This is a genomic window from Psychrobacter sp. UBA6766, from assembly GCF_002453355.1.
Classification (GTDB): domain Bacteria; phylum Pseudomonadota; class Gammaproteobacteria; order Pseudomonadales; family Moraxellaceae; genus Psychrobacter.
In genome coordinates, this window is record NZ_DKGQ01000033.1 from 76,845 (window position 1) to 99,413 (window position 22,569).

Consider the following 22,569-nt stretch of genomic DNA (forward strand, 5'->3'; position numbering starts at 1 on the left):
TTTTTCGCCTTACCATATTTCGGGCGAAATATAATACACCTTTAAGTAATTTTTTGAAAGGTTTTGTATTCATGTATTTACAGCAGTAAATTAATTATGGGTTGAAAATTAACCTAGCAGCCTTAAAGAATGTTCTGTTTACAAGTTTATTGAAATATTAAACGTTCATTCTTCTATATAGTCAGCCATTCAAAACTTTGCTGCTAAGTTTGGCGTGCCTTCGACATCTTACGTTTGGGTAAGTTACGTTTAAATAAAAAAGGTCAACCACTTCTACGTGATTGACCTAAACGCTCTACCAGTATTTCTCATTTTTCAATAGCTGGGCTTTCCTTATCTTTACCATGCGGTATCAACCATTTAGCGAACCACCCTGAGATATCATCCATCAAAGTATAAAACACGGGAATGACCACGAGACTTAATAAAGTTGAAGTGACCAAACCGCCTAAGACAGCGGCGGCCATTGGACGACGGAAGGTAGGATCGGCATCGCCCCAACCAAAGACCAATGGCAACATGCCTGCTCCCATTGCAATGGTAGTCATGATAATTGGTCGCGCACGCTTACGGCAAGAATCGATAATGGCGTCAAAACGAGCCAAACCGCGCCGCTGGGCAATCAAGGCATAATCGACCAATAAGATAGAGTTTTTGGTGGCGATACCCATCAGCATGATAAAGCCAATCATCGATGGCATGGACAGACTACTTTTAGTAATGACCAAGCCGACAAAGGCACCGCCAATCGATAAAGGTAGCGCCATCAAAATGGTAAACGGCTGCAATATCCGTCCAAATAGTAAAATAAGCACGCCTAAAATACAGACCACGCCGACCGACATCGCAATCACAAATCCGCTAAATAGCTCAGCCATGTTTTCTGCTTGACCTTGGTCAATAATGGTAATAGACGCTGGCAGCTGTTGCATACTGGGTATACCTTTAACCGCTTGCACCAAATCACCAAGCTCGCCATTGGCAGGCTGAACGGTAATACTAATTGCCCGCTCACGATCGAGGCGGCTGATTTGCGCAGGTCCTGTGCCAAAATCTAACGATGCTACTTCGCCCACACGTACGCCTTGGCCCGGCGGCAATGCACTTGGGACATATAGACCTTCTAGCTGACTGACGTTTTGCTTAGCAATATCGGGGAGGCGAACCACAATGGGGATTTGCCGCGTATCGAGATTTAGCTTAGATAAACGCTGCTCATAATCGCCAACGGTCGCCACACGCAAGGTCGTGGCAATGTCTTGCGTGGTCACGCCTTTGTCCGCCATTGACAGTCGGTCTGGTGTCACCGTCAGCTCTTGGCGCGGCAGACTGCGATCACTAGTGACAGCACCAGCACTAGGTAACGCGCGAATCTCTGCCATCATTTGCTGAGCGGTTTGTTCGAGCAGTTGCGGATCGGTACTGGTCAAAGAAAAATTATAACCTGTCTCGCCGCCACTCGATAAACCAACAGTAAATCGCGCACCCGGCACTTCTGCCAACATGCTACTTATCTGGCGCTCAATCTCTTGCTTAGAGCTACGCTCTGCTCTTGGCGCAAGCACAATATCTAATCCAGCAATATTTTCAGCCTTACCGCCGGAACTGGCTTCCATTGCCGCTTGTGCTTCCCCTACTGAGGTAAAAATATGAGTCACTTCGGGCATGGCTAAAATACGCTCACTTGCCAGCGCAGCAACGCGTTCGGTATCTTCTAATGCCACATCGGGAGTTAGCTCAATCTCTACCCGCGTCTGATCAATATCATTATCAGGAATAAAGGACGTTGGCAGTAACTTCACCAGAGTCAACGACGCCACAAACAAGAGTAACGTCGCCCCCATCGTTATCCAGCGATGATGCAGCGTCCATGACACAACTTTTAAATACCAATCCGTCAACGCGCTTTGTTTTTCAACATGCTTTTTTTCAGGTCGCAATATATAAGCAGCCATCATCGGCGTGATAAGACGTGCCACCATGAGCGACGCAAAGATAGACAGTGCTGCTGTCCAACCAAACTGGCGGAAAAACTGCCCAACGATACCGCCCATAAAGGCCGTTGGTAAAAATACTGCAATTAAGGTAAAGGTAGTGGCGACGACCGCCAAACCAATCTCATCCGCCGCTTCCATCGCAGCCTCATATGGTGTTTTTCCCATGCGTAAATGGCGAATGATATTTTCAACTTCTACAATGGCATCATCGACCAATACACCAATAACCAATGATAGTGCTAAAAGCGAGATAATATTAAGGCTAAAACCAAATAAGTACATGCCTAAAAAAGTAGGAATGACCGACAATGGCAATGCCACAGCAGCCACAAAGGTCGCGCGGATATTACGTAAAAATAAGAAAACCACGACCACAGCCAATAAACCACCCTCAATTAACATGCGTAATGACGCTTGATAATCCTCGGCGATTGGCGTGGCGCGATCATAGACTTTCTCAATATTTATATTGCCGACATCGGCTGACAGCTTTGCAAGCTCAGCATCAACCAGCTCCATCACTTCCACTTCACTAGCGCCACGCGAACGCGTGATATTAAAGGCAACCACCGTTTCACCATCGAGCTTGGCAATTGAGCTCGGATCTGCAGCGCCATCGGTGATTTGCGCCATACGGCCAAGTGCTTGGGTGCCACCTGTCGGAACAGCAACTTGTAAGTTATTTAAATCGCTCGCACGATCAACCGCTCCGAGGACACGAATGGTTTGCGTGGTTGTGCCCACTTCTGCTTCACCGCCTGAGCTGTCTTGCTGGATACCCGTAATTTGCTCCGATAACTGGGCGATGGAAAACTTCAAACCACTCAAGGCAATCGGATCAGCAGCAACGGTGATTTCACGCTGTAGACCACCGATACGGCTGACGGTACTGACACCTGGAATATCAGAAAGACGCTTGGTAACTGTGTCATCGACGAACCAAGACAAGTCTTCCACATTCATGTTTTCTGCCGCTACCGAGTATGTAACAACGGGAAATCCAGCAGTTGAAACTTTGGTAATGATGGGATCATTGGCAGCGGCAGGCAAATCGCCACGTACCTCACCGACTGCCGATCGCACATCATCAACCGCTTCTTGGATATCTTTTTCTAAAACAAATTCAGTAACCATGGTCGCCGCACCCGTTTGTAGCGTCGTGCGAATATGCTTGACGCCCTCAATACTGGTGAGCTTATTTTCTATCTTTTTGGCAATATCGTTTTCGAGCTGCGATGGCGCGGCACCCGGTAAAGTAACGGTAACCACCACTGCTGGTAGGTCAATATCAGGAAACTGCTGCACCTTCATTTGCATAAAACCGTAGATGCCGCCCAAGGTCAACAGCACAAACAGCAAAATGGCAACTAAAGGATTTCTAATCGAGTAAGCGGAGACATTTAGATTCATGAGCGCGCCTGCGCGGCAGCGGTATTCGCTTCTTTGCCTGTTGCTTTACCATTCGTATGAGCATCTGCCTGATTGAGACCATCAACCAGACGTACCAAATCCCCATCGTTTAAAAAGCTACCGCCTTGCTTCACAATTCGGCTGTCTGCTGGTAGCGGCTCTGTTAGCGCCACATTATCACCAAAGCGTTCTCCCAAGGTCACGCGCTGTTGCTTGATACGACCGATGTTTTTGCCGTCTTGACTGCTGATATTGGTCACCATCATCACATAATCATAACCATCATTGCTGACGATGGCACTATTAGGCACGGTTTGCGCGCTGGTGCTTCCCAATAAAAACTCACCCGTTTGGTACATCCCTGCCCGTGCTTTTGAGTTTGCCGCAAGGCTGGCGTAAATGGTAATTTGGCGATTATCGTCGGCCGTTGGGGCAATACGATTAACCTTACCCATGACAGAATTGCCGCCTGGTAAGCTGACGCTCACGGGAGTACCAACATTGACTTCACCGAGAAGCTTAGGATCGATATCCGCGCGCCACTCTAGAACACCGCCTTTAATAATGGTAAATAACGGCTCGCCACCAGCGACCATACCGACCTCAGCCATTTTTTCACTGATGACACCGCTGACAGGGGCAACTACATTGGCATTATTAACACTCAAGCGCTGCGTACTGAGTCGAGCTTTGGACGCTTGCAGTGACGCCTCCGCTTGTAGTTTGGCAGTGCGATAGCGATCCGCTTCTTGCCTACTGATGGCATCAATATCGATGAGTGGCAGGACGCGGGCAGCATCGGCTGTCGCATTGGCAAGCGTTGCTTCTGCTTCGGCAACATCGGCCTCAGCTTGCAACACTTGCTGCTGCATGGCATCGGTATCAAATATCGCCAGCACTTGCCCCGCTTTGACGCGGTCGCCCTCTTCAACCAAGACTTGCTCGATAGCAACGCCGTTTACTTTGGGACTGACATTAGCGACATCTTTCGCGCTGATGGTTCCCTCCGCACGAAGCGTGTTGCCAATGCTATCTTGGCTTGGCGTCACGGTTTCGACCGATAGCACTGTCTGCTCGCGGCTGGCGTCATTTGAATTTACACTATCGCTTTGGGCACTGCTAGTAGCTAGCGAGTCATGGCTCACGCCTTCATCACCACCCCAGTATTTACCGACCAAAACCCCAAGTACGAGCACTACGGCTAATACCGGCAACAACCATAAAGGGAATTTTGACGAAGGTTTAGGCGCTCGCGCGTCCGCTTGGCGGTAGGGAGGTAGCTCAGATTCAACTGGCCGGTTGTTGTCTTCAACATCGCTCATGATAACTCTCTGTCAATACAGGCAATTAGAAAAGGTATAAAGTTAGAAAAATAATCCGTGGAAAAAAGTGCTATTGATGATTAAAAGAGTCTATAAATTTATTGAGGATAGCATATATTAAGTCATCATCTTATTTTTATATATAGTGTTTTAGGTTCGTAAGCTTGCCAGCTATTAAGCATGGATAGGCGTAAAAATTTGCAAAGCGAAAATGATAAAAATGGTAAACAAGCAAAACGGCTTGTTAATAAATTGATCTAGATTGACCTTTTTTATCTTTTAAAAAGCACAACGCACACCCCTAAGAATGTGCGCTATATTGTTGACTCATACCACTACTTTTGACTTTTTATACCTCGTCTATTAGAAACGATAGCCGACGCCAAGGAAAGTAATATAAGGATCGATATCAAGGGTTGTTCCTGCACGGATCAACTCCTCACCAGAATCATTTTTGACCGTAATTGTGGTATCACTGTCTAGTTTGGCGTAGGATACAGAACCAACACCATACCATCTATCATTGAAATCGTAAGTCGCGCCAACAGTAAAGATAGGCGCAAAAGAGCTATCTGCCTCAACATCTACGCTCATTCCCTGATTCGATTTTATCCCTTCTAACGCCGCGCCTGCCTTTCCATCTTTAATATTTTGTATTTGATGGCCAGCCATTTCCAAATCATTACGAATACCATCATTTAGCTCGATATCATTAAAGTATGCATAAAGGACACCAGCACCAACATAAGGACGGAATTTATTCACGCCCGATTTGCCAAATTGATAGTGAACTTCCGCTGCTGGTAACCAAGCACGTGCAGACGACGCAACACCGCCGCCTTGAGTTAAATCAGTAATGGGAATATCTTTTGAAATATTAAACTCAGGTAATGGTATCCCTATGACCTTACCAGGAGTAACTGTGCCTGTTAATGGAGCAAACACTTGACCTTGACCTAGAATATCGACTTTGGGCGGTATGCCCGCTTTTAGCTCCATTGACCACCTGTCATTCATATAATAGTTGAATAACAACCCTACCGTATCCGCATCATCAGCCTCAAGACCTGTTCCAGCACTGGTCCACTCACCTAGACCGTTAATCACAGAAGTACCCGAAAGATTACCTAATACCGGAACATTGCCTAAATCAAGGTCGCCATTCCCTAAACTTACAAAATCTAAAAGTCCATTTATCTCATCTTCTTTAGGATCATCGATAATATCTTTGACCGTATCGACTTTGATACTGCCATTCTTAGCAACGGTTCCATCTTTAATCACAGTCGTGGTTTGCATAGGATTGGCTTTGCCCTGCGGTGAGGCGTGCAGCCAACCAGCAGAGACAGAAAAGCGTTTAAAGCTACCATCGGTTTTAAAATAATCGAATGCAGCAATAGCGGACTGGCTAAACAATAAGGGTGCGGCGATAGCGCAAGCGAGGGTTAACGTCTTTTTCATGAAACATCCTTGTAAAAAATTCAGGCCGTTAATTAAAAGCATGAATGGCACAGTAATCACTAAGCAGGTCAGGTAAAGCTGGCAGAATTAAGCCAATCAAGTTCTTATTCTAACGTCCTGTTAGAATTGGTAAAACGACTAAAAATAAGCTATTTCAACCACCTATCGTTATAAAAAAAATAGGTCTACAGCAAAATTTTAGTAAGTAAATGGACCGCAATTTGACAATCCACTTCCGTAAACTGCCACACTCTAATGGTCATATCAAGAAATTTTAGAGAACAGCTAAGTCAATATTAGTTGATGAAAAATAAAATGGAGCGTTTATTTAGGCTAATAAATAGCTTATAAAAATCATAAAAAAAGCCATTATTGCTTAGAAATAATGGCTTTTTTTATGACAATTAAGAATAAAAAATGACGCGCCCAATTGGTATCACGCATTGGTATAACGACTTGCCTCAGGCATCCAGCGATGAATAAGCTGACTGACATCGGCTTTACGCGTCGGATCGCTAATGAGATGTTTTGCTAAGCGCTGCGCAATGGCAAATAATTGTTCATCACGGATAAGGTCCGCCAAATAATAACCGACGTTTCCCGTTTGGCGTTTACCTAATAACTCGCCCGGGCCTCGCAGCTCTAAATCTTTTTGGGCAATAACAAAACCGTCGGTACTTTCACGCAGAACATTTAAACGCTCCGTTCCCGTCTCCGACAACGGCATTTGGTATAACAGTACGCAGAAACTTTTGGTCGAGCCGCGTCCAACCCGCCCGCGCAACTGATGTAATTGCGATAATCCCAAACGTTCGGCATTCTCAATCACCATAAGTGACGCATTCGGTACATCAACCCCAACTTCGATAACAGTGGTGGCAATCAACAAATCTAAATTACCCGCTTTAAACTCTTGCATGATGGCTTGTTTATCAGCGGATTTCATTTTTCCGTGTACTAAGCCAATTCTAATATCTAAGCGCTCATTTAAGTCCTCAAAAGTTGCTTCTGCCGCCTGTGCATCAAGCACGCTAGATTCTTCTACCAATGAGCACACCCAATACGCTTGCCTGCCCGCCTCACAATTAACCGCAATACGCTCAATCACTTCATCGCGGCGATTACGGTCAATGGTCACAGTGGTAATTGGCGTTCTTCCCGGTGGTAGCTCATCAATAATAGAGGTATCCATATCACCATAGACACTCATCGCAAGCGTTCGCGGAATCGGCGTTGCGGTCATAATCAGCTGATGCGGGGTACTATTGGCCACGCCCTTATTGGTCAAGGCCATGCGCTGCTCAACGCCAAAACGATGCTGCTCATCAATAATAACCAGTCCCAATTTGGCAAACTGTACCTGCTCTTGAAACAATGCATGAGTACCGACAACGATTTGTACGGTATTTTCGCTTACCGCCTCTAACGCTTCACGGCGCTGCTTTGCCGTTTGTTTGCCAGCAAGCCAGCCGACACCAATCCCTAAAGGTTCAAACCATTGCTTAAAATTCACCAAATGCTGTTCTGCCAATATCTCCGTCGGCGCCATGACCGCTACCTGCCAGCCACTATCTAACGCATAGCCTGCCGCACCTGCTGCCACTAAAGTCTTGCCAGCTCCGACATCCCCTTGCACCAACCTTAACATCGGAATAGAAGTCGCCATATCAGCTGTGATATCTTTCATGACTCGTTGCTGTGCGCTGGTTAAATCAAACGGCAACGCGCCAAATAGCTTGTCGGCCAGAGGGCTATTCATCGTACATTTGGGTGCTTTATGCTGATGTAATTGCTGACGGCGATATAGCAGACTAAGTTGATGTGCGGTTAATTCTTCAATGATTAATCGCTGACAAGCAGCATGGGTTCGAGCGCTTAACTGCGTCAGCAGCTGATACTGCCGCCCCGCATCGGTATAAGTCGGCGGTGTGTGCAGCAATACTAAGGCCTCAAATATCGTTAAGTTATAAACGTTATTATTAGCGATATCGTTAGTAGCGGCTGTGTGGCGATTATTGTTTATCGAATTATCAGGCACACTACGTGCAAGGGTCGAAAAGATATCATCTGAATATTCTGGTTCTGCGACTGGAGACTTAGTTGGCTCAAAAGGTGCTAACGGTAAATCAGCAACGACGGCAAAGTCGGCTGGCGTAAACAAGGTCATCGGTAACCCTTGAGTGCGAACCGTTTGCAAAGCAAGTTTAATTAACGTTCGTAGCTTATTTTGATGTAAGCCTTTAACGCTCGGATAAATTGGCTGAAGTCCCGTATTGACGATGGCTTCGTTACTGCTGATAATCTGATACTCAGGATGGTGAATCTGCTTACCATAACGGCTGACTTTAACTTCACCAAATAGTTGTAGCTGGGTGCCGATACTCATGGTTTGTGCCAGACCGCGATATACTTTAAAAAAACGCAGCGATATCGTACCTGTATCATCATCTACGATCACGGTCATGCCACTGCGCTTAGTATCGACATGCACCACGCGCCCGGTAATTAAAGCGGCTTGTCCATGCGCCACATCAGCTATCGATACCAGTCGGCTACGATCTTCGTAATCACGCGGCAAATGCAGCAGCAAATCAAAAATACGCTCAATTCCCAATTGAGACAATTGCTCCGCCACTTTGGATCCCACACCTGCTAGCGCTGTCACCGGCATATCAAGCGCTGAGATGGGCATGTCAGACCTTATAGCTTCTGATGGGTTAAGGGTAGTAGCGTGATTTACCGATTTGGGCATCAATAATCCTAACAAAATGAATATACATGTTAATTGCTAAGCGAGTTTTTAAAATCTGTACGTTAACTTCTGCACCGACTTATAAAAACTATCATCAAGCTGCGATAAAACGTTCAGTCATAATGATTATAACGGATAAGGCGCTTGCTTATGCTAAGCTATTTAACAATACGGCGTCTAGCTGATTTCTGCATTCTCATTGTTGAATAGCGTAGCATGCAATCATTTATTTCTTTACGACGATTTTTGTTAAGGTTTTTTATGTCCTTACCTTTTAACTATTTTTCCTCTCGTCATTTTTTACGACGGTTTAGTATGCTTAGTATTTTGGGGTTGCTTATCAGCGCCTGTCAAAGTCTACCGCCGATCACTGAAACCGTCACACCTATAATCAACCAACCAAAAGTCGCCTTAGTTTTAGGCGGCGGCGGTGCTAAAGGCTTTGCCCATATTGGCGTGATTAAGGCGCTTGAAGAAAATGGTATCACACCAACACTAGTGGTCGGTACCAGTGTCGGTAGTTTGGTTGGCAGCTTATATGCCAGCGGTTATAACGCCAATCAGCTTGAGCACTTAGCACTGAACACTTCTGATAATGAATTGACAGATTTTACCTTATCCAATCAAGGTTTTATTGAAGGTATTAAGCTAAAAAACTTTATTAATACTAAAATTGGCGGACGTACCATAGAGAATTTGCCGATCAGCTTTGCCGCGGTTGCTGCCGAAAAACACACGTTAAAAAAAGCCATTTTTACAAGTGGTGATACGGGTCTTGCGGTTCAAGCATCGTGCAGTGTTCCCAATATCTTTATTGCGCCGCGCATTCCCGAAAAAGGTGGTAAAAAGTATATCGATGGCGGAGTGGTCAGTTTAGTACCAGTCGATACCGCCCGTGATTTAGGGGCCGATATTATTATTGCTGTTGATGTGACGGCTGCTAACGTTAATACTTCCGCTAATAGCAAAATGCCGACGACTATTAATCCATTAACCAGTTTTTGGAGCTTTCTTGAGAGTACTGTCGTCACAAATCTTGCTAATGCCTCAACTGTTAGCCAAGCGGGAATTAATCGTTCTACGGCAATGCGCCGCGAACGCGATCGTGCTGACATTGTCATTGTCCCAAATGTCGGTCATATTAGCTCGCTAGATACTAGCCAGCGTCGCGCGTTAATGACGGCGGGCACGCAAGCGACTGCCGCGCAAATGAATGCCATTAAACAACTTATTAAAGAGCAGTCATTGAAAGACAAAGCACAAAGTAAATTGGCAACGCTCTAATGTAGAAGTTACCTCCCCTATAAATAGTTATTTTACTCAATCCAACTCTTCAAAATTGAAAACAAAAAAGCACCGCAGCATAGACTGAGGTGCTTTTTTGTTAATGCAAATATTAGCCAAACAACTTATTTAACGCGCGCACGATATTTGACCACGACCGTATCATTTAGACCAACGCCTTCTAAATCCCAGCGCACCGCTTTATAGTATTTTAACGGGATTTCTTGCAATTGGTTGTCAACCTTACCGCGTAATGGCATTCGAGCAAACGTATCGCCATCGGCACTGCCATAGGGGAAATCAGGCGATACCGCACGTAGCAACTCTACTTGCTCTGGAATGCTCATGGTAACCGTCATTTTGCGTACGCGATCAGCATTGGTATTGGTAAAATAGCCATGATATTCCAAAACATTTCCCGACTGTAAGCGCGTATTGGCATTAACAGGCACCAATAGCTCCTGACCATTGGCATCGACACTAACCAGTGACGCGGTGATTTTGCTATTAACTGCTTGGGCGTTTGAGCTACTGGCCGGATTAGCGTTTGACTGAACTGCCACTGAATTGTCAACGGCTTGTTCTGGCGTTGGCAACATCGCTGACGCCTGTGTCACGGCCATCACGCCAACAAGCGTACCAGCAACAACATGAAATAAGCGGTGTCCGCTCCATGCACTGAATGGGTTTGCAAAATGGTTACTTTTCTTCATGACATTCATTATCCCTAGTTAATGTATCGGTAAAACAGTATATCGATAAAACGATTTCTTTATAAAGCGCATGTCGGTAAAACGAAGCTAGTAAAACTGGCCAGTTTTTAAAACATTGGATGCTAAGCAAGCAACTGTCCGATTGCTCAAACAGTTAACTGATTACTTAAACATCATCATATATTGCTATCACGGTTAATGTTAACTTTTTACCGTCACCATTTTTGGCGATTGTTATTTTTATCAATTATCTGCGTAAGCTATCGCTAAAGCAATAGCGCTTAGCATATCAAAAAGCATTTCTTGGCACACTAACCCCGTGTTGAGGTTGTGTATATCATCTATTGACTACCAAGACTTCTTAACGTGCCTGAAATAAAAGATAGCTCATAACAGCGTTTTTTGCTATGGTAATTCATTAGCGACAGGCTTGCTCTGTCACGCTCTTTTTCTTATTCTAACGACTATTGCTCCCATTATGACTACTAGCGCCATGCCACAGATCAATCCTGAATACGTCCATTGGTTCCGTAACTCCGCCCCTTACATTAACACCCATCGCGGTAAGACTTTCGTGATTATGTTTGGTGGTGAGGCGGTCAATCATCCCAATTTTAGCACGCTGATTCATGACTTTGCTTTATTGCACAGTCTTGGGATCAAATTGGTATTAGTGCACGGGGCACGACCGCAAATCGAAAAAAACTTAAAAGACGCTCAGATTACCTCGCCATTGCATCAAGATATTCGCGTCACCCCGCGCGTTGCCATGCCCGCTATCTTACAAGCCGTTGGCGCCATTCGTTTGCAAATCGAAGCCCAGTTATCGATGGGCCTAGCAAACTCACCGATGTATGGCTCGCGCATTGACGCGGTTTCGGGTAACTTTGTCACCGCCCGTCCTTACGGTATTCGTGATGGTGTCGATTATCAGATGACCGGAGAAGTTCGCTCTATCGATGTTGAGGCCATTAAAAACAACCTATTACACGATCATATTGTGATTTTAGGCTCGATGGGTTATTCAGCGACTGGTGAAGTGTTTAACTTATTGGCTGAAGACGTCGCGCTTAGCGCTGCCGTAGCGCTTGGCGCGGATAAGCTAATATTTTTAGGCGAAGAAGCTGGCATCAACCATGATGACCGCCTGCTACGTGAGATGATTCCAAATGAAGTCGATCGCTTCTTACGTGACCGTGACTTAAATTGTGAGATTAATTACTTTTTAAGCTGCGCCAGTAATGCTTGCCGTCAAGGCGTTCATCGTACCCATATTATTTCTTACGCCAAAGATGGCGCGCTACTCGAAGAGCTGTTCACCCGTGATGGTTCTGGAACTTTGATTAGTCATGACCCTTACGAAGAAATTCGCCGTGCCAATATCGACGATGTAGTCGGGCTGCTTGAGCTATTATCTCCGCTAGAAGAACAAGGCATCTTAGTCAGCCGCTCACGCGAGCGCTTAGAACAAGAAATTGACCACTATAGCGTCATTGAGCGCGACGGAATGGTTTTAGGTTGTGCAGCGCTTTATCCATTAGACGACAATTCGGCTGAAGTTGCTTGCGTGGCAGTTCACCCTGAATACCGTAGTGGCAACCGCGGTGCTGACTTGCTGGCATTTTTGGAGCAACAAGCACGAAGCCATGGCCTACATAAATTATTTGTCTTAACCACTCGTACCGCGCATTGGTTTGTCGAGCAAGGTTTTGCTGAAGTTGAAGCCAGCGCTCTACCAGAAGCGCGCCGTGAGAAATACAATAACGGTCGTAATTCTAAAGTGTTCCAAAAAACGCTGTAAACATCGAGTTAATTATTCACGGATTTATAAACGACTGACTTAATTCTCTCCCACTAAAAAGCCCTCATAATACATGAGGGCTTTTTTATACTTCATAACCGTTCTTTTATAACCACTGTGGCTTAAAAAGGTCAAAAGTCCAATAACGCCTTATTTTACCTTTAATAGCTCAACGGTAAAGATAAGCGTGCTGTTTGGCTCGATACCTGCGTTGCCCGCTTCGCCATAAGCAATATCTGATGGGATGTAAAATTCGTATTTGCCGCCCTCTTTCATCAACTGTAGACCTTCTGTCCAGCCAGCGATAACTTGGTTTAGTGGGAATTCAATTGGCTCACCGCGCTCATAAGAGCTGTCAAACACCGTACCGTCAATCAATTTACCTTCGTAGTTGACTTCAACCACGTCGGTTGCTTTTGGTGATTTGCCAGTACCTGGGGTCAATACTTTATACTGTAAGCCAGAAGCAGTAGTTTTGACGCCTTCTTTTTTACCGTTTTCTGCTAAGAACGCCGCACCTTTGGTTTTGTTATCTTCAGCTTTGCCTTCCATCTCCTTGACGAACTTCTCTTCTTGTTCTTTTTGATAGGTCATCAACACTTCCTGCATTTGTTCTTGCGTCAATGCTGAGTCTTTACCTTCGTAGCCGTCACGGAAGCCTTTTTCAAAGGTATCAAGGTTCAGATCGCCGACCGCTTCTTTATTACCTTCTGCCATCATATAACCCAAGCTGTAACCCACTTTTTCATTGGCTGGGCTTTTTTCAGTTACTGAAACGCTTTTGCTGGCGCTTTCTTTATTGCCATTACTAGCATTACAGCCGGTAACTAATAACATCGCACTAGCAAGTGCACTAATGCTTAAGGTAGTAATTTTTTTCATAGAATACTCTCAAATTGTAAGGATAGTGGCGAGATGTCACATTCTTCTATCATAGCAAATCTTAGTTTTAGGAGCTACGATTCCCTTGAAATTATCGGTCAAATGTACAGTCTATGTTAATTTCCGCTACAAAAATAACAACTTATCACACAACTATAGTAAGAGGTTAAGCTTTCTATCTTTAAATCCCTCATTACTTCCGCTAAGCTAAATTGGTTAAGGTAAGAAGTAACAGAACGTAGATTTTGTTATCAATCGTACAGGATGTTGACCTATATCTTTTCAATCCCATTCCAAAATAATTTCAATTAAAAATACTAATAATCAGGTATGTGTTGGCGACAAACAATGATGCTTATATCTACTGATAAAGTAAAAAGCATAAATTGTTTATTGGCTAATACATAATCATTAAAGGAGGACAGGATGAATCCAATGTATACATCGTTCAATGGTTATCTTGGTGGCCCTATTGGTTCCATCATTGGCGCTATTTTGATTTTTATCATTGGCTGGCTCGTGGCACTGGGTATCGCTGCCCTCGTACGCGGTGTGTTGTCAAAAATAAATCTCAACCAGCGTATGAATTCTTCAACCGGTAAAAGCTACGATTTAGAAGGTATTATCTCAAAAATCGTCTTTTGGTTTATTTTTATCATCGCTATCTCTGGCGCGCTAAGTCAGCTAAATCTAAATTCCATTTCAGCGCCATTTGCTAACATGGTCAACCAAGTCTTGACCTTTATCCCGAATCTTATCGCTGCAATTGCAGTGGGTGTGATTGGTTGGGTGATTGCTACCGTTGCACGAACAGCAATCAATGCTGCCTTAGCAAAAACCTCGATGGATGAGCGTTTAAGCGCCAAAGCGGGCGTAAAACCGATGAGCAGCACCATTGCTGATATGGTTTACTGGTTCATCCTATTAGTTGTATTGACCATGGTACTTGGTCAGTTAGAGCTTGATGGTTTATTTGCACCATTGACCAATATGGTTGATAAAATCTTTAGCTTTATTCCTAACATTCTTATTGCTGGTGTGGTCTTCGTGGTGGGTTATATCATCGCCAAAGTCGTACGCGGCATTGTGACCAACCTAGTGTCTACGTTTGATGTGCAAAAACTGGCATCAAGAGCAGGTTTAAGCGAACAGAACAGCTTACCGAATATTGCAGGTTCACTGGCGTTTTTGGTAGTGATCATTCCAACGATTATTGCCGCTTTAAATGCTTTGAAAATTGATGTGATTGCACGCCCTGCAACCAATATGCTGAACAAAATTATGGAAGCCTTGCCAAATATCTTTATGGCAGCTGCGATTTTAATCGTCACCTTCTATGTTGTTCGTATGGTTGCCAACATCATCAAAGGTCTACTTGAAAACACCCAAGTTAATCAGTTGCCTGCAAAAGTAGGTTTACAGCAAACGATGGGGGATAAGAAAATCTCTGACCTAGTCGGTTATGCGATTATCTTCTTTGCAATGTTGTTTGCCGCTATCGCTGCCGCTGATTTACTAGGTTTTGAAGCGATTTCAGCCATCGTCACGATGTTCATTGCTTTTGGTGCCAATATTATCTTAGGCGCGGTCATCCTGTTTATTGGTTTTTGGCTTGCCAACATTATCGCTGGTGTCGTTGAACGCTCTGAACAGGGTTCGCAGTTCTTAGCAAATATCGTCCGTGTCTTAATCATGGGCTTAGTATTAGCCATGGGTCTAAAAGCGATGGGTATTGCCGACTCTATTGTTAACCTTGCATTTGGTCTAACTCTGGGTGCCGTTGCGGTAGCATTTGCTCTATCATTCGGTCTTGGTGGTCAAGAAGCAGCTGCGCGTTTCTTGCGTAAAATGCAGGACAAGATGGACAGAGAGCATGACGAAGCAAAAGCAAAATCTGCTTTGACACCTAACTCGTCAACTCAGGATAAAGTTGCGGCGGCAGTTCGTGAGAACACGCCAACCGCTACGCCAGCGTCACCTTCAACATCAACGTCAACCACCGATATCCATACGGATGTTGTTGATACGACTCGCGTTAATACCGATACTATCAATACCTCTGATATTGAAAACACGGCTAACAAGCGTGTAAACAACAACGTTACTGGCGGTAGTATCACTGATGAGGGTATTAACAACAATAATTTACTGCCTGGTACTGATAGCGGTCTAAACGACGACATCAATAACAAGTAAGTATTGATTATATTTGAATTTAAAAAGAAGACAGCCTAGGCTGTCTTCTTTTATGAGTTTGAATAAATATCTCAAATATATAGCCGTAGCAGAGCATACTTTATAATTAATTTTGGCTTATCTATGGCTTTAGGTTTTGCTGTTGCAATTGCTGTATTTGCTTGGTTAGCTGACGCTCTCGCTGACTCATGGCCGCAACTGGTTGAACCCACAAATCGATGTCAATAAAAGTATCATTAGCCTCATGAACAAAATCTATTCCCAGTACAATAACGTGATGCAACTCCGCTAGCGGTAAGCGCGTGGCAACATCCAAAGCGATTTTCGCTAAATTTGGTTGAATAACCTTTTTACTATTTTGCCCTTCTGCATCTTGGCCGTAAAATATCAGCACATAATGCCGACCTAAAGACTCATAGGAGTGTTGATGGATGATATAACCTTGTTGTTGTAATTTCTGTTCTTGCTTCGGATGGCGATACAATGTACGAATCAGCTCATGCCGTGAAAATAAAGATTCATTGAGTATTTGCTGTTGCCAATAAGAAAGATCTATTGCTGAAGACGCTTGGTCATCATTTTTTTGTAAATTATCACTATATATTTTTAGCATTTCACTACTCATCTGCGACCATAGTACAGCCGCCTGTGCCATGTGCTGCTGATACATCTGGATGGTCGTATTATGACTTTTTTGGGCCAGTACCATCGCAATCAGAGCAGAATTAGGCTTATCTTGCATCCTGTATTTAATCAGTTCATTGTCTATAGCGATGGCTTGCGCAAATATATCAGGGCTATTTAGAAAATCACTCACTATCGCTTCTTCAGATTTAAGCCTGTTTATATGGCTACTATCACTATGTTGCCTCTGCTCTAAATGATACTGTAAAAATCGCCATAACTCGCTTGGCGTGTGTAGCGCCTTTAGTATCAACTGCCAGTCGTGCCAGCCAAATATCTGTAGTGATTGCTTGCTCTGTCTTATCTCTTCCGTAAAATACTGAGCAGTAAATTCATGCTTTAGACGCTTTCCTGCGCGATTATGAGTATTTTTATAAGTAAATCTGTTTGAATGATGACTCTCATTTTTAAATTGAATATCAAACACTAGAATCTCAATCGTAGGTTCTAGAGTGTCTTTATGCGTAAACAAATACTCTTTTTGCCATGCCAATCCTGATTTAATAGCAGTTTTACGCACACTTTCGATATCAGCCAAGGCCGTATCTTCAGGCAAATAGATGATCAGTTTTAATAGTTGTAATCGACCTAATGGCAGTTGATAAGTAAATTTTTGCGCATTATATTGTGCTTTATCGTCAGTCACAAACGCTTGAAAATTAGGCAAAATAATTCCTGATGTCTCAGATTGCAGGTAGCAAGCTAACTCATCGCCAAGATAGTTTTTATCAGATATCACTGTAGTCAAATTGGGCACTGCCGCAACCTTTTCGTATCAAATATATATGGCAGTCAATATCTTGCCGCTGAGACAGATTATGCTATTGTCATAATTATTGGCAAAGTTTTGACATAAAATTAAACGATATAAGCGTGATTATAGCAATTATACATAGTCGCATTTATAGCAGTGAGTTGTTATGATGACACAAAAGCCAGCAGATTCGCGCCGCATTTAATGGGCTATCAATTGCCATAGCGCTTGCTTAATATTTTTATTTATATAATCGCACTCGTATGATAACAAGGACGGAACATCATGAAACGCTTTAAAGAAAAAACTGTCATCGTCACGGGCGCAGGTTCAGGTATCGGCCGCGCAACTGCCATTCGTTTTGCTCAGGAAGGCGCCAACGTGGTTTTAGTTGGCCGCACGGTGCAAACACTAGAAGAAACGGCAAAAGCGTTTCCGCAAGATCGAACTTGGATTCATACTGACAATTTTTTGACTGTCGTCTGCGATATCAGTGTAGAGGGCCAAGTTCAAGAAATGATGAAAAGAGTCATTGATAAGTTTGAGACCATTGACGTCTTGGTAAACAACGCTGGCAAAGCTATGCAAGGCAAAATCACCGAGCTGTCTTCTGAAGATTGGAAATTAGCCATCGACGTGAATTTAAATGGCACTTTTTATGTTTGTCAGGCTGCCATGCCGCATCTAATTGCCTCCAAAGGCAACATTATCAATGTCTCGTCACTGTCTGGTGTCGGTGGTGACTGGAATATGGCGGCCTATAATGCTGCCAAAGCCGGTATCAGTAATTTAACTCGTACGCTAGCGCTAGATCACGGCGCAGATGGCGTGCGCGTCAACGCTGTTAACCCAAGTGTGACGGCAACTGAGATGACCAGCGCCATTCAAGATAACGACAGCAAAACGAATAAGTTTTTAGACCGTTGCCCCCTTGGACGTATGGCTAAGCCAGAAGATATCGCTGCCGCCATTACTTTTTTAGCAAGCGATGATGCCTCTATGATTACTGGCGTTAATTTACCCGTTGATGGTGGAGTCAGTGCATCTAATGGTCAGCCGCATTTTTAACAGCCAGTAACCTAAAAAAACCACGAGGTAGGAATATTCATTATTTAAAATTAAAAAAGAAGCCTCTGATATCTCAATATCAGAGGCTTCTTAGTTATAATACTTAGTGAAAAAAAAGAAAATTTACTCAACTAAATTATTGATATCCTGTAGCGGCTGCGATAAACGCTCAGGGTGCCTTGGTACTACCCCTCGATACTGCGCATAAATTTTTGGCAAATCGACGTCAATGTCTCCCGTTGGATAAATGGGCGACATAAAACGAATTTCCTTGGTTTTATAATCCATGGCGATAGGCAAAATGGGGACACCAGCACCCATCGCTAAATAATAAAATCCCGTTTTCCAGTCTTTGGTATATTGGCGCGTACCTTCTGGCGCTAAGCCCAAAAACAGTGGTTTGCCAGTTTTGAATTTATCAATACTGGCTTGCAGCACCGAGCCTTTATTAGCGCGGTCAATAGGAATAACCCCAATCCACTTTAACAGCTGCGCAAATACAGGCACTCTAAATAACGTGTGTTTGCCCATGATGCTGATTTTTAAATCTAGGGCAAATAAACTGGGAATCGCGTAAATACCATCGACGTTAGAGGTATGTGGCAAAGCCAAGACCACGGCCTGAGGGATATTTGGAATCTCGCCAACGGTACGCCAGCCCGCGGCTTTTAAAAGTGCGGCTCCAATCCTTGGCGCAAATTCATTACCACGTTTTGGCACCAAATGACCCAGTTGGTTTTTACTCAAACTTGGTAACACTTTTGACCGCATAGGAGTAGAAACAGCCGCTTTGGAACGCTTAAAAAACTTTGATGTCATGACGGCACCATCCAATAAAAGATGCTCACATAATAACACTAAGCTTGTGATATTAAACTGAATTTTACACGGTTTTATTGCATAGTATCTTATTCAATCATAAATATAAGTAGACTGTTAGATTGAATATGATGTCTATAAACACCCTACAATGTAAAGCTACGAAATCTCCGCTAAATTGCCTTTATGCTCAAGCCACGACTTACGGTCAGACGCACGTTTTTTGGCCAACAGCATATCCATGACGTTGTTGGTCAGTAACATGTCATCCATATCTAACTGCACCAAGCGGCGGGTGTCACGATTCATGGTCGTTTCGCGAAGCTGCTCGGCACTCATCTCACCAAGCCCCTTAAAGCGCGTGATTTGGGCTTTTTTATTGCCCGGAACATTGGCTAATATGTGCTCAAGCTCAGACTCGTCTAACGCATAATGCACCTCTTTTCCCACATCAACGCGGTAAAGCGGCGGCATGGCTACGAATAAATGACCTGCATCGACTAAAGCGGGAAAATGCTTAACAAACAACGCACAGATAAGCGTGGCGATATGCAAACCATCAGAGTCAGCATCTGCCAAAATACATATCTTGTCATAACGCAGCTCAGACAAATCATCCGAGGCAGGATCAACGCCAATGGCAATAGCAATATCGTGAATCTCTTGGCTTGAAAGAACCGTATCTGACGATACTTCCCACGTGTTCAAAATCTTACCACGCAGCGGCAATATCGCTTGATAATGACGGTCGCGCGCTTGCTTGGCTGAACCACCTGCAGAATCCCCTTCGACCAAAAACAACTCTGCGCCATCGCGTAAATTTCCGCGGCAGTCAGCGAGCTTACCGGGCAGAGCAGGACCTTGAGTAATCTTTTTACGCGCAACTTTTTTGGCAGATTTTAGACGGCGCCCTGCTTTATTAATCGCCAATTCTGCGATTTGTGTCCCCATATCGGCATGCTGATTTAACCATAAGCTAAAGGCATCTTTGGCTAAGGTCTGAACCGCACCTGCCGCCTCACGGCTCGATAAACGTTCTTTAGTTTGGCCAGAAAACTGCGGTTCAGAAAACTTCAGCGACAAGATATAATTGACGCCATCCCAAACATCTTCAGCCGTTAATTTAACATTGCGCGGCAATAAATTATGGATATCACAAAACTCGCGCAGCGCCTCTAAAATACCAGTTCGTAAACCATTAACATGCGTTCCGCCCTGCGCCGTCGGAATCAAATTCACATAACTTTCTTGAATTGGCGTGCCACCATCAGGTAACCAAGACAAGACAAAGGTAATAGCAGCGCGTTCGCCAGCTTTAGCATCGTGATTATAATAAAATGGTGCCTCAGGTAGCGTCTCTAAACCATCTAACTGCTCATTTAAATATTCAACCACCCCGTCGGTAAACTGCCAAACGACTTTTTCATTATTGATATCATCGATAAATTCAATCGTCAATCCAGCGGCAAGCACGGCTTTGGCCTTTAAATTGTGCTTAAGCTGTTTAATGTTAAATTTTGGCGTATCAAAAAAATTCCCATCTGCCCAAAACTTAACTCGCGTGCCACGTTTACGTTTGTTTGAACTAACCGACTCCGTTAATAACGTGACTGGCGCACCGTTTTCAAATGCCATATCAAACTGGTTACTGTCGCGCCATACCGTCACCTCAACGCGCGTCGATAAAGCATTGACCACAGAAATACCAACACCGTGCAAACCGCCTGACACTTCATAATTAGAGGTCGAAAACTTACCGCCTGCATGCAAACGAGTTAAAATCAGCTCAATTCCTGACTGACCAAACTCAGGATGGATATCGGTTGGCATACCGCGACCATCATCTTCTACCGATAGCGAGCCATCACTATGCAGCTGGACTTTGATTGTCTTCGCATAGCCAGCCAACGCCTCATCGACTGAGTTATCAATGACTTCTTGGGCCAGGTGGTTGGGACGTGTGGTATCCGTATACATTCCTGGACGACGACGGACGGGCTCAAGACCTTCTAAAACTTCTAACGATTGCGCATTATACTGACTCACAAATGCATCCTTAATTATTCATGTGCGATTAATTCTATGAAACCATTATAACGAAAAATAGTGACGTTAAGGTTAATACTCAGTCGCTCGCGTCAGATAATGTCGTCTATTTAAAATTTAACTCACGCTGATACTAACTGTTGCAATCTTTCAATAATCATGGGTAATTGCTCAGCAAAATCACTAAAACGATGATCGCCGCCTTTTTGCATGACTACTATCGCTCCTTGCTCTTTATAAAATTTTTTAGAAAGCTTAGGATTTAGCAACTCGTCACTTTCTTTGATGAGTGCAACAACTTTATTAGGATAATTCACGCTCGATAATTGGTACGCTGCAAACCATTGCAGATCTGAATGGGTGATATCCCAGCCGCCCACGGTTGAATGAATAATCCGATTACTTATATTCTGTTCTTCGATATCATTCTCTATAGCAAAATCTTTAGTAAATCGCTTGAGAGTAATATGTGGCTGAGTGCTTGGATTTAATAATAAAGCTGGACAACCGGTATGGTTGCTAACCAAAGTAGAAAAATAGCCGCCCAGTGAGCTACCTATCAATACGGTTTTAGCATCTTGATTCAATTCAGCAACCAGATCAGTCAAACAGCTAAACACTTGCTCAGGATTCTGGTTTAAATCTGGACGATATATTTTAATATTAGAATAGTATTTCTCACAATATTCTTCTAATAACAAACCTTTAGTAGAGTTGGCATCACTATCTAATCCATGGACGTACACAACATTCATATGCAATCTCATCTTTGACATTCGGTATACTATAAAATTGATAATCAGAAAATTAGTAGATAATGAGCATAACACCAGTAATATGAGGTTAATAGTGCTAAAAACGCCGATCCATAGTCAATTTAGATTAACGTGAATGCCATATCAAAACACCTATTTTAATTAAATAACAAGATAAGGAGATGTCATGAGTGAGCAGATTGAACTGTTTGACATCGATAACCCTTGCATTGGCGTTTGTACCAGCAATAAAAAAGGTTATTGCTTTGGTTGTCTACGAAGTCGCCCCGAACGTCAGCTGTGGCTAAGCATGAGCACCGAACAGCGCAGAGAGGTATTGAGGCTGATTGTAGGACGTAAGCAACGTATTGACCAAATGCGGCAGCGTAAGGGTGAGCAGTTAGGGTTTGATTTTGAGGAAGCGGTAGAGACGGGTAAGTTGTTTTAAGAGATAAAGAACATACTTTATATTTAACAAACTTATCACTAACATTGAAAATCAACCATTCAAATATAGAGTGAAAACTACATTACAAATCTACTGACTGTATATAAACCCTCAGCCAAAGAAAAGCCCCCAACGAATTAACGTTGGGGGCGAACCTAGAATAGAGAGCTGACGATG

At 43.7% G+C, this 22,569-nt stretch carries 15 protein-coding genes; 5 read left to right on the plus strand and 10 right to left on the minus strand.

Translation table 11 applies throughout. From position 1 onward, the window contains the following. Window positions 1–308: 308 nt before the first annotated feature. From B4K26_RS07110 to recG, 4 genes are all read right to left on the minus strand, one after another. On the minus strand, window positions 309–3,407 hold the full coding sequence (locus B4K26_RS07110; RefSeq protein WP_296244427.1) for an efflux RND transporter permease subunit: 3,099 nt from the start codon (window positions 3,405–3,407) through the stop codon (window positions 309–311). Beyond that, window positions 3,404–4,729 (minus strand): efflux RND transporter periplasmic adaptor subunit, encoded by a 1,326-nt coding sequence (locus B4K26_RS07115; RefSeq protein WP_296244428.1) that lies wholly within the window; start codon window positions 4,727–4,729, stop codon window positions 3,404–3,406. The genes B4K26_RS07110 and B4K26_RS07115 overlap by 4 nt, the downstream gene beginning before the upstream one ends. 363 nt (window positions 4,730–5,092) lie before the next feature. Then, window positions 5,093–6,190, minus strand: coding sequence for an OmpW/AlkL family protein (locus B4K26_RS07120; RefSeq protein WP_296244430.1), 1,098 nt, complete (start codon window positions 6,188–6,190; stop codon window positions 5,093–5,095). Window positions 6,191–6,626: 436 nt separating this feature from the next. After that, a complete protein-coding gene (gene recG / locus B4K26_RS07125; RefSeq protein ID WP_409521394.1) occupies window positions 6,627–8,942 on the minus strand; it encodes an ATP-dependent DNA helicase RecG in 2,316 nt (771 codons plus the stop codon). 315 nt (window positions 8,943–9,257) lie between these two features. On the opposite strand from recG, the gene B4K26_RS07130 reads away from it, so the two are divergent. Continuing rightward, the gene (locus B4K26_RS07130; RefSeq protein WP_296244432.1) at window positions 9,258–10,226 is read left to right on the plus strand and encodes a patatin-like phospholipase family protein; all 969 of its coding nucleotides are present in this window, start codon (window positions 9,258–9,260) and stop codon (window positions 10,224–10,226) included. A gap of 125 nt (window positions 10,227–10,351) precedes the next feature. On the opposite strand, the gene B4K26_RS07135 is transcribed toward B4K26_RS07130, so the two are convergent. After that, window positions 10,352–10,939, minus strand: a complete 588-nt coding sequence (locus B4K26_RS07135) for a hypothetical protein (RefSeq protein ID WP_296244433.1) — start codon at window positions 10,937–10,939, stop codon at window positions 10,352–10,354. A gap of 478 nt (window positions 10,940–11,417) precedes the next feature. Here B4K26_RS07135 and argA point away from each other — a divergent pair, with 478 nt between their 5' ends. Beyond that, complete coding sequence (gene argA / locus B4K26_RS07140; RefSeq protein WP_296244435.1) at window positions 11,418–12,740, plus strand: amino-acid N-acetyltransferase; 1,323 nt, start codon at window positions 11,418–11,420, stop codon at window positions 12,738–12,740. 150 nt (window positions 12,741–12,890) lie between these two features. On the opposite strand, the gene B4K26_RS07145 is transcribed toward argA, so the two are convergent. After that, window positions 12,891–13,622 carry an FKBP-type peptidyl-prolyl cis-trans isomerase gene (locus B4K26_RS07145; RefSeq protein WP_296244437.1) on the minus strand — a complete coding sequence of 244 codons (732 nt, stop codon included), beginning with the start codon at window positions 13,620–13,622 and terminating at the stop codon, window positions 12,891–12,893. Between the two features lie 426 nt (window positions 13,623–14,048). Between B4K26_RS07145 and B4K26_RS07150 the strand changes: the two genes are divergently transcribed. Then, window positions 14,049–15,818 (plus strand): mechanosensitive ion channel, encoded by a 1,770-nt coding sequence (locus tag B4K26_RS07150; protein ID WP_296244439.1) that lies wholly within the window; start codon window positions 14,049–14,051, stop codon window positions 15,816–15,818. Window positions 15,819–15,939: 121 nt separating this feature from the next. Here B4K26_RS07150 and B4K26_RS07155 read toward each other — a convergent pair whose 3' ends face one another. After that, window positions 15,940–17,259, minus strand: coding sequence for a hypothetical protein (locus B4K26_RS07155; RefSeq protein WP_296244441.1), 1,320 nt, complete (start codon window positions 17,257–17,259; stop codon window positions 15,940–15,942). Window positions 17,260–17,541: 282 nt separating this feature from the next. On the opposite strand from B4K26_RS07155, the gene B4K26_RS07160 reads away from it, so the two are divergent. Continuing rightward, window positions 17,542–18,324 carry an SDR family NAD(P)-dependent oxidoreductase gene (locus tag B4K26_RS07160; RefSeq protein ID WP_296244443.1) on the plus strand — a complete coding sequence of 261 codons (783 nt, stop codon included), beginning with the start codon at window positions 17,542–17,544 and terminating at the stop codon, window positions 18,322–18,324. Between the two features lie 123 nt (window positions 18,325–18,447). Here the strand turns inward: B4K26_RS07160 and B4K26_RS07165 are convergent, their stop codons facing one another. The 3 genes from B4K26_RS07165 to B4K26_RS07175 form a co-directional block, all read right to left on the minus strand. Then, window positions 18,448–19,143, minus strand: coding sequence for a lysophospholipid acyltransferase family protein (locus tag B4K26_RS07165; protein ID WP_296244446.1), 696 nt, complete (start codon window positions 19,141–19,143; stop codon window positions 18,448–18,450). A 159-nt stretch (window positions 19,144–19,302) separates the two neighbouring features. Continuing rightward, entirely contained in the window at window positions 19,303–21,189 is a 1,887-nt protein-coding gene (gene parE, locus B4K26_RS07170) for a DNA topoisomerase IV subunit B (RefSeq protein ID WP_296244448.1), read from the minus strand. Window positions 21,190–21,311: 122 nt separating this feature from the next. Beyond that, entirely contained in the window at window positions 21,312–21,944 is a 633-nt protein-coding gene (locus tag B4K26_RS07175) for a YqiA/YcfP family alpha/beta fold hydrolase (RefSeq protein ID WP_296244450.1), read from the minus strand. Between the two features lie 187 nt (window positions 21,945–22,131). On the opposite strand from B4K26_RS07175, the gene B4K26_RS07180 reads away from it, so the two are divergent. After that, complete coding sequence (locus B4K26_RS07180; RefSeq protein WP_296244453.1) at window positions 22,132–22,392, plus strand: DUF1289 domain-containing protein; 261 nt, start codon at window positions 22,132–22,134, stop codon at window positions 22,390–22,392. The last annotated feature ends 177 nt before the right edge of the window (window positions 22,393–22,569 follow it).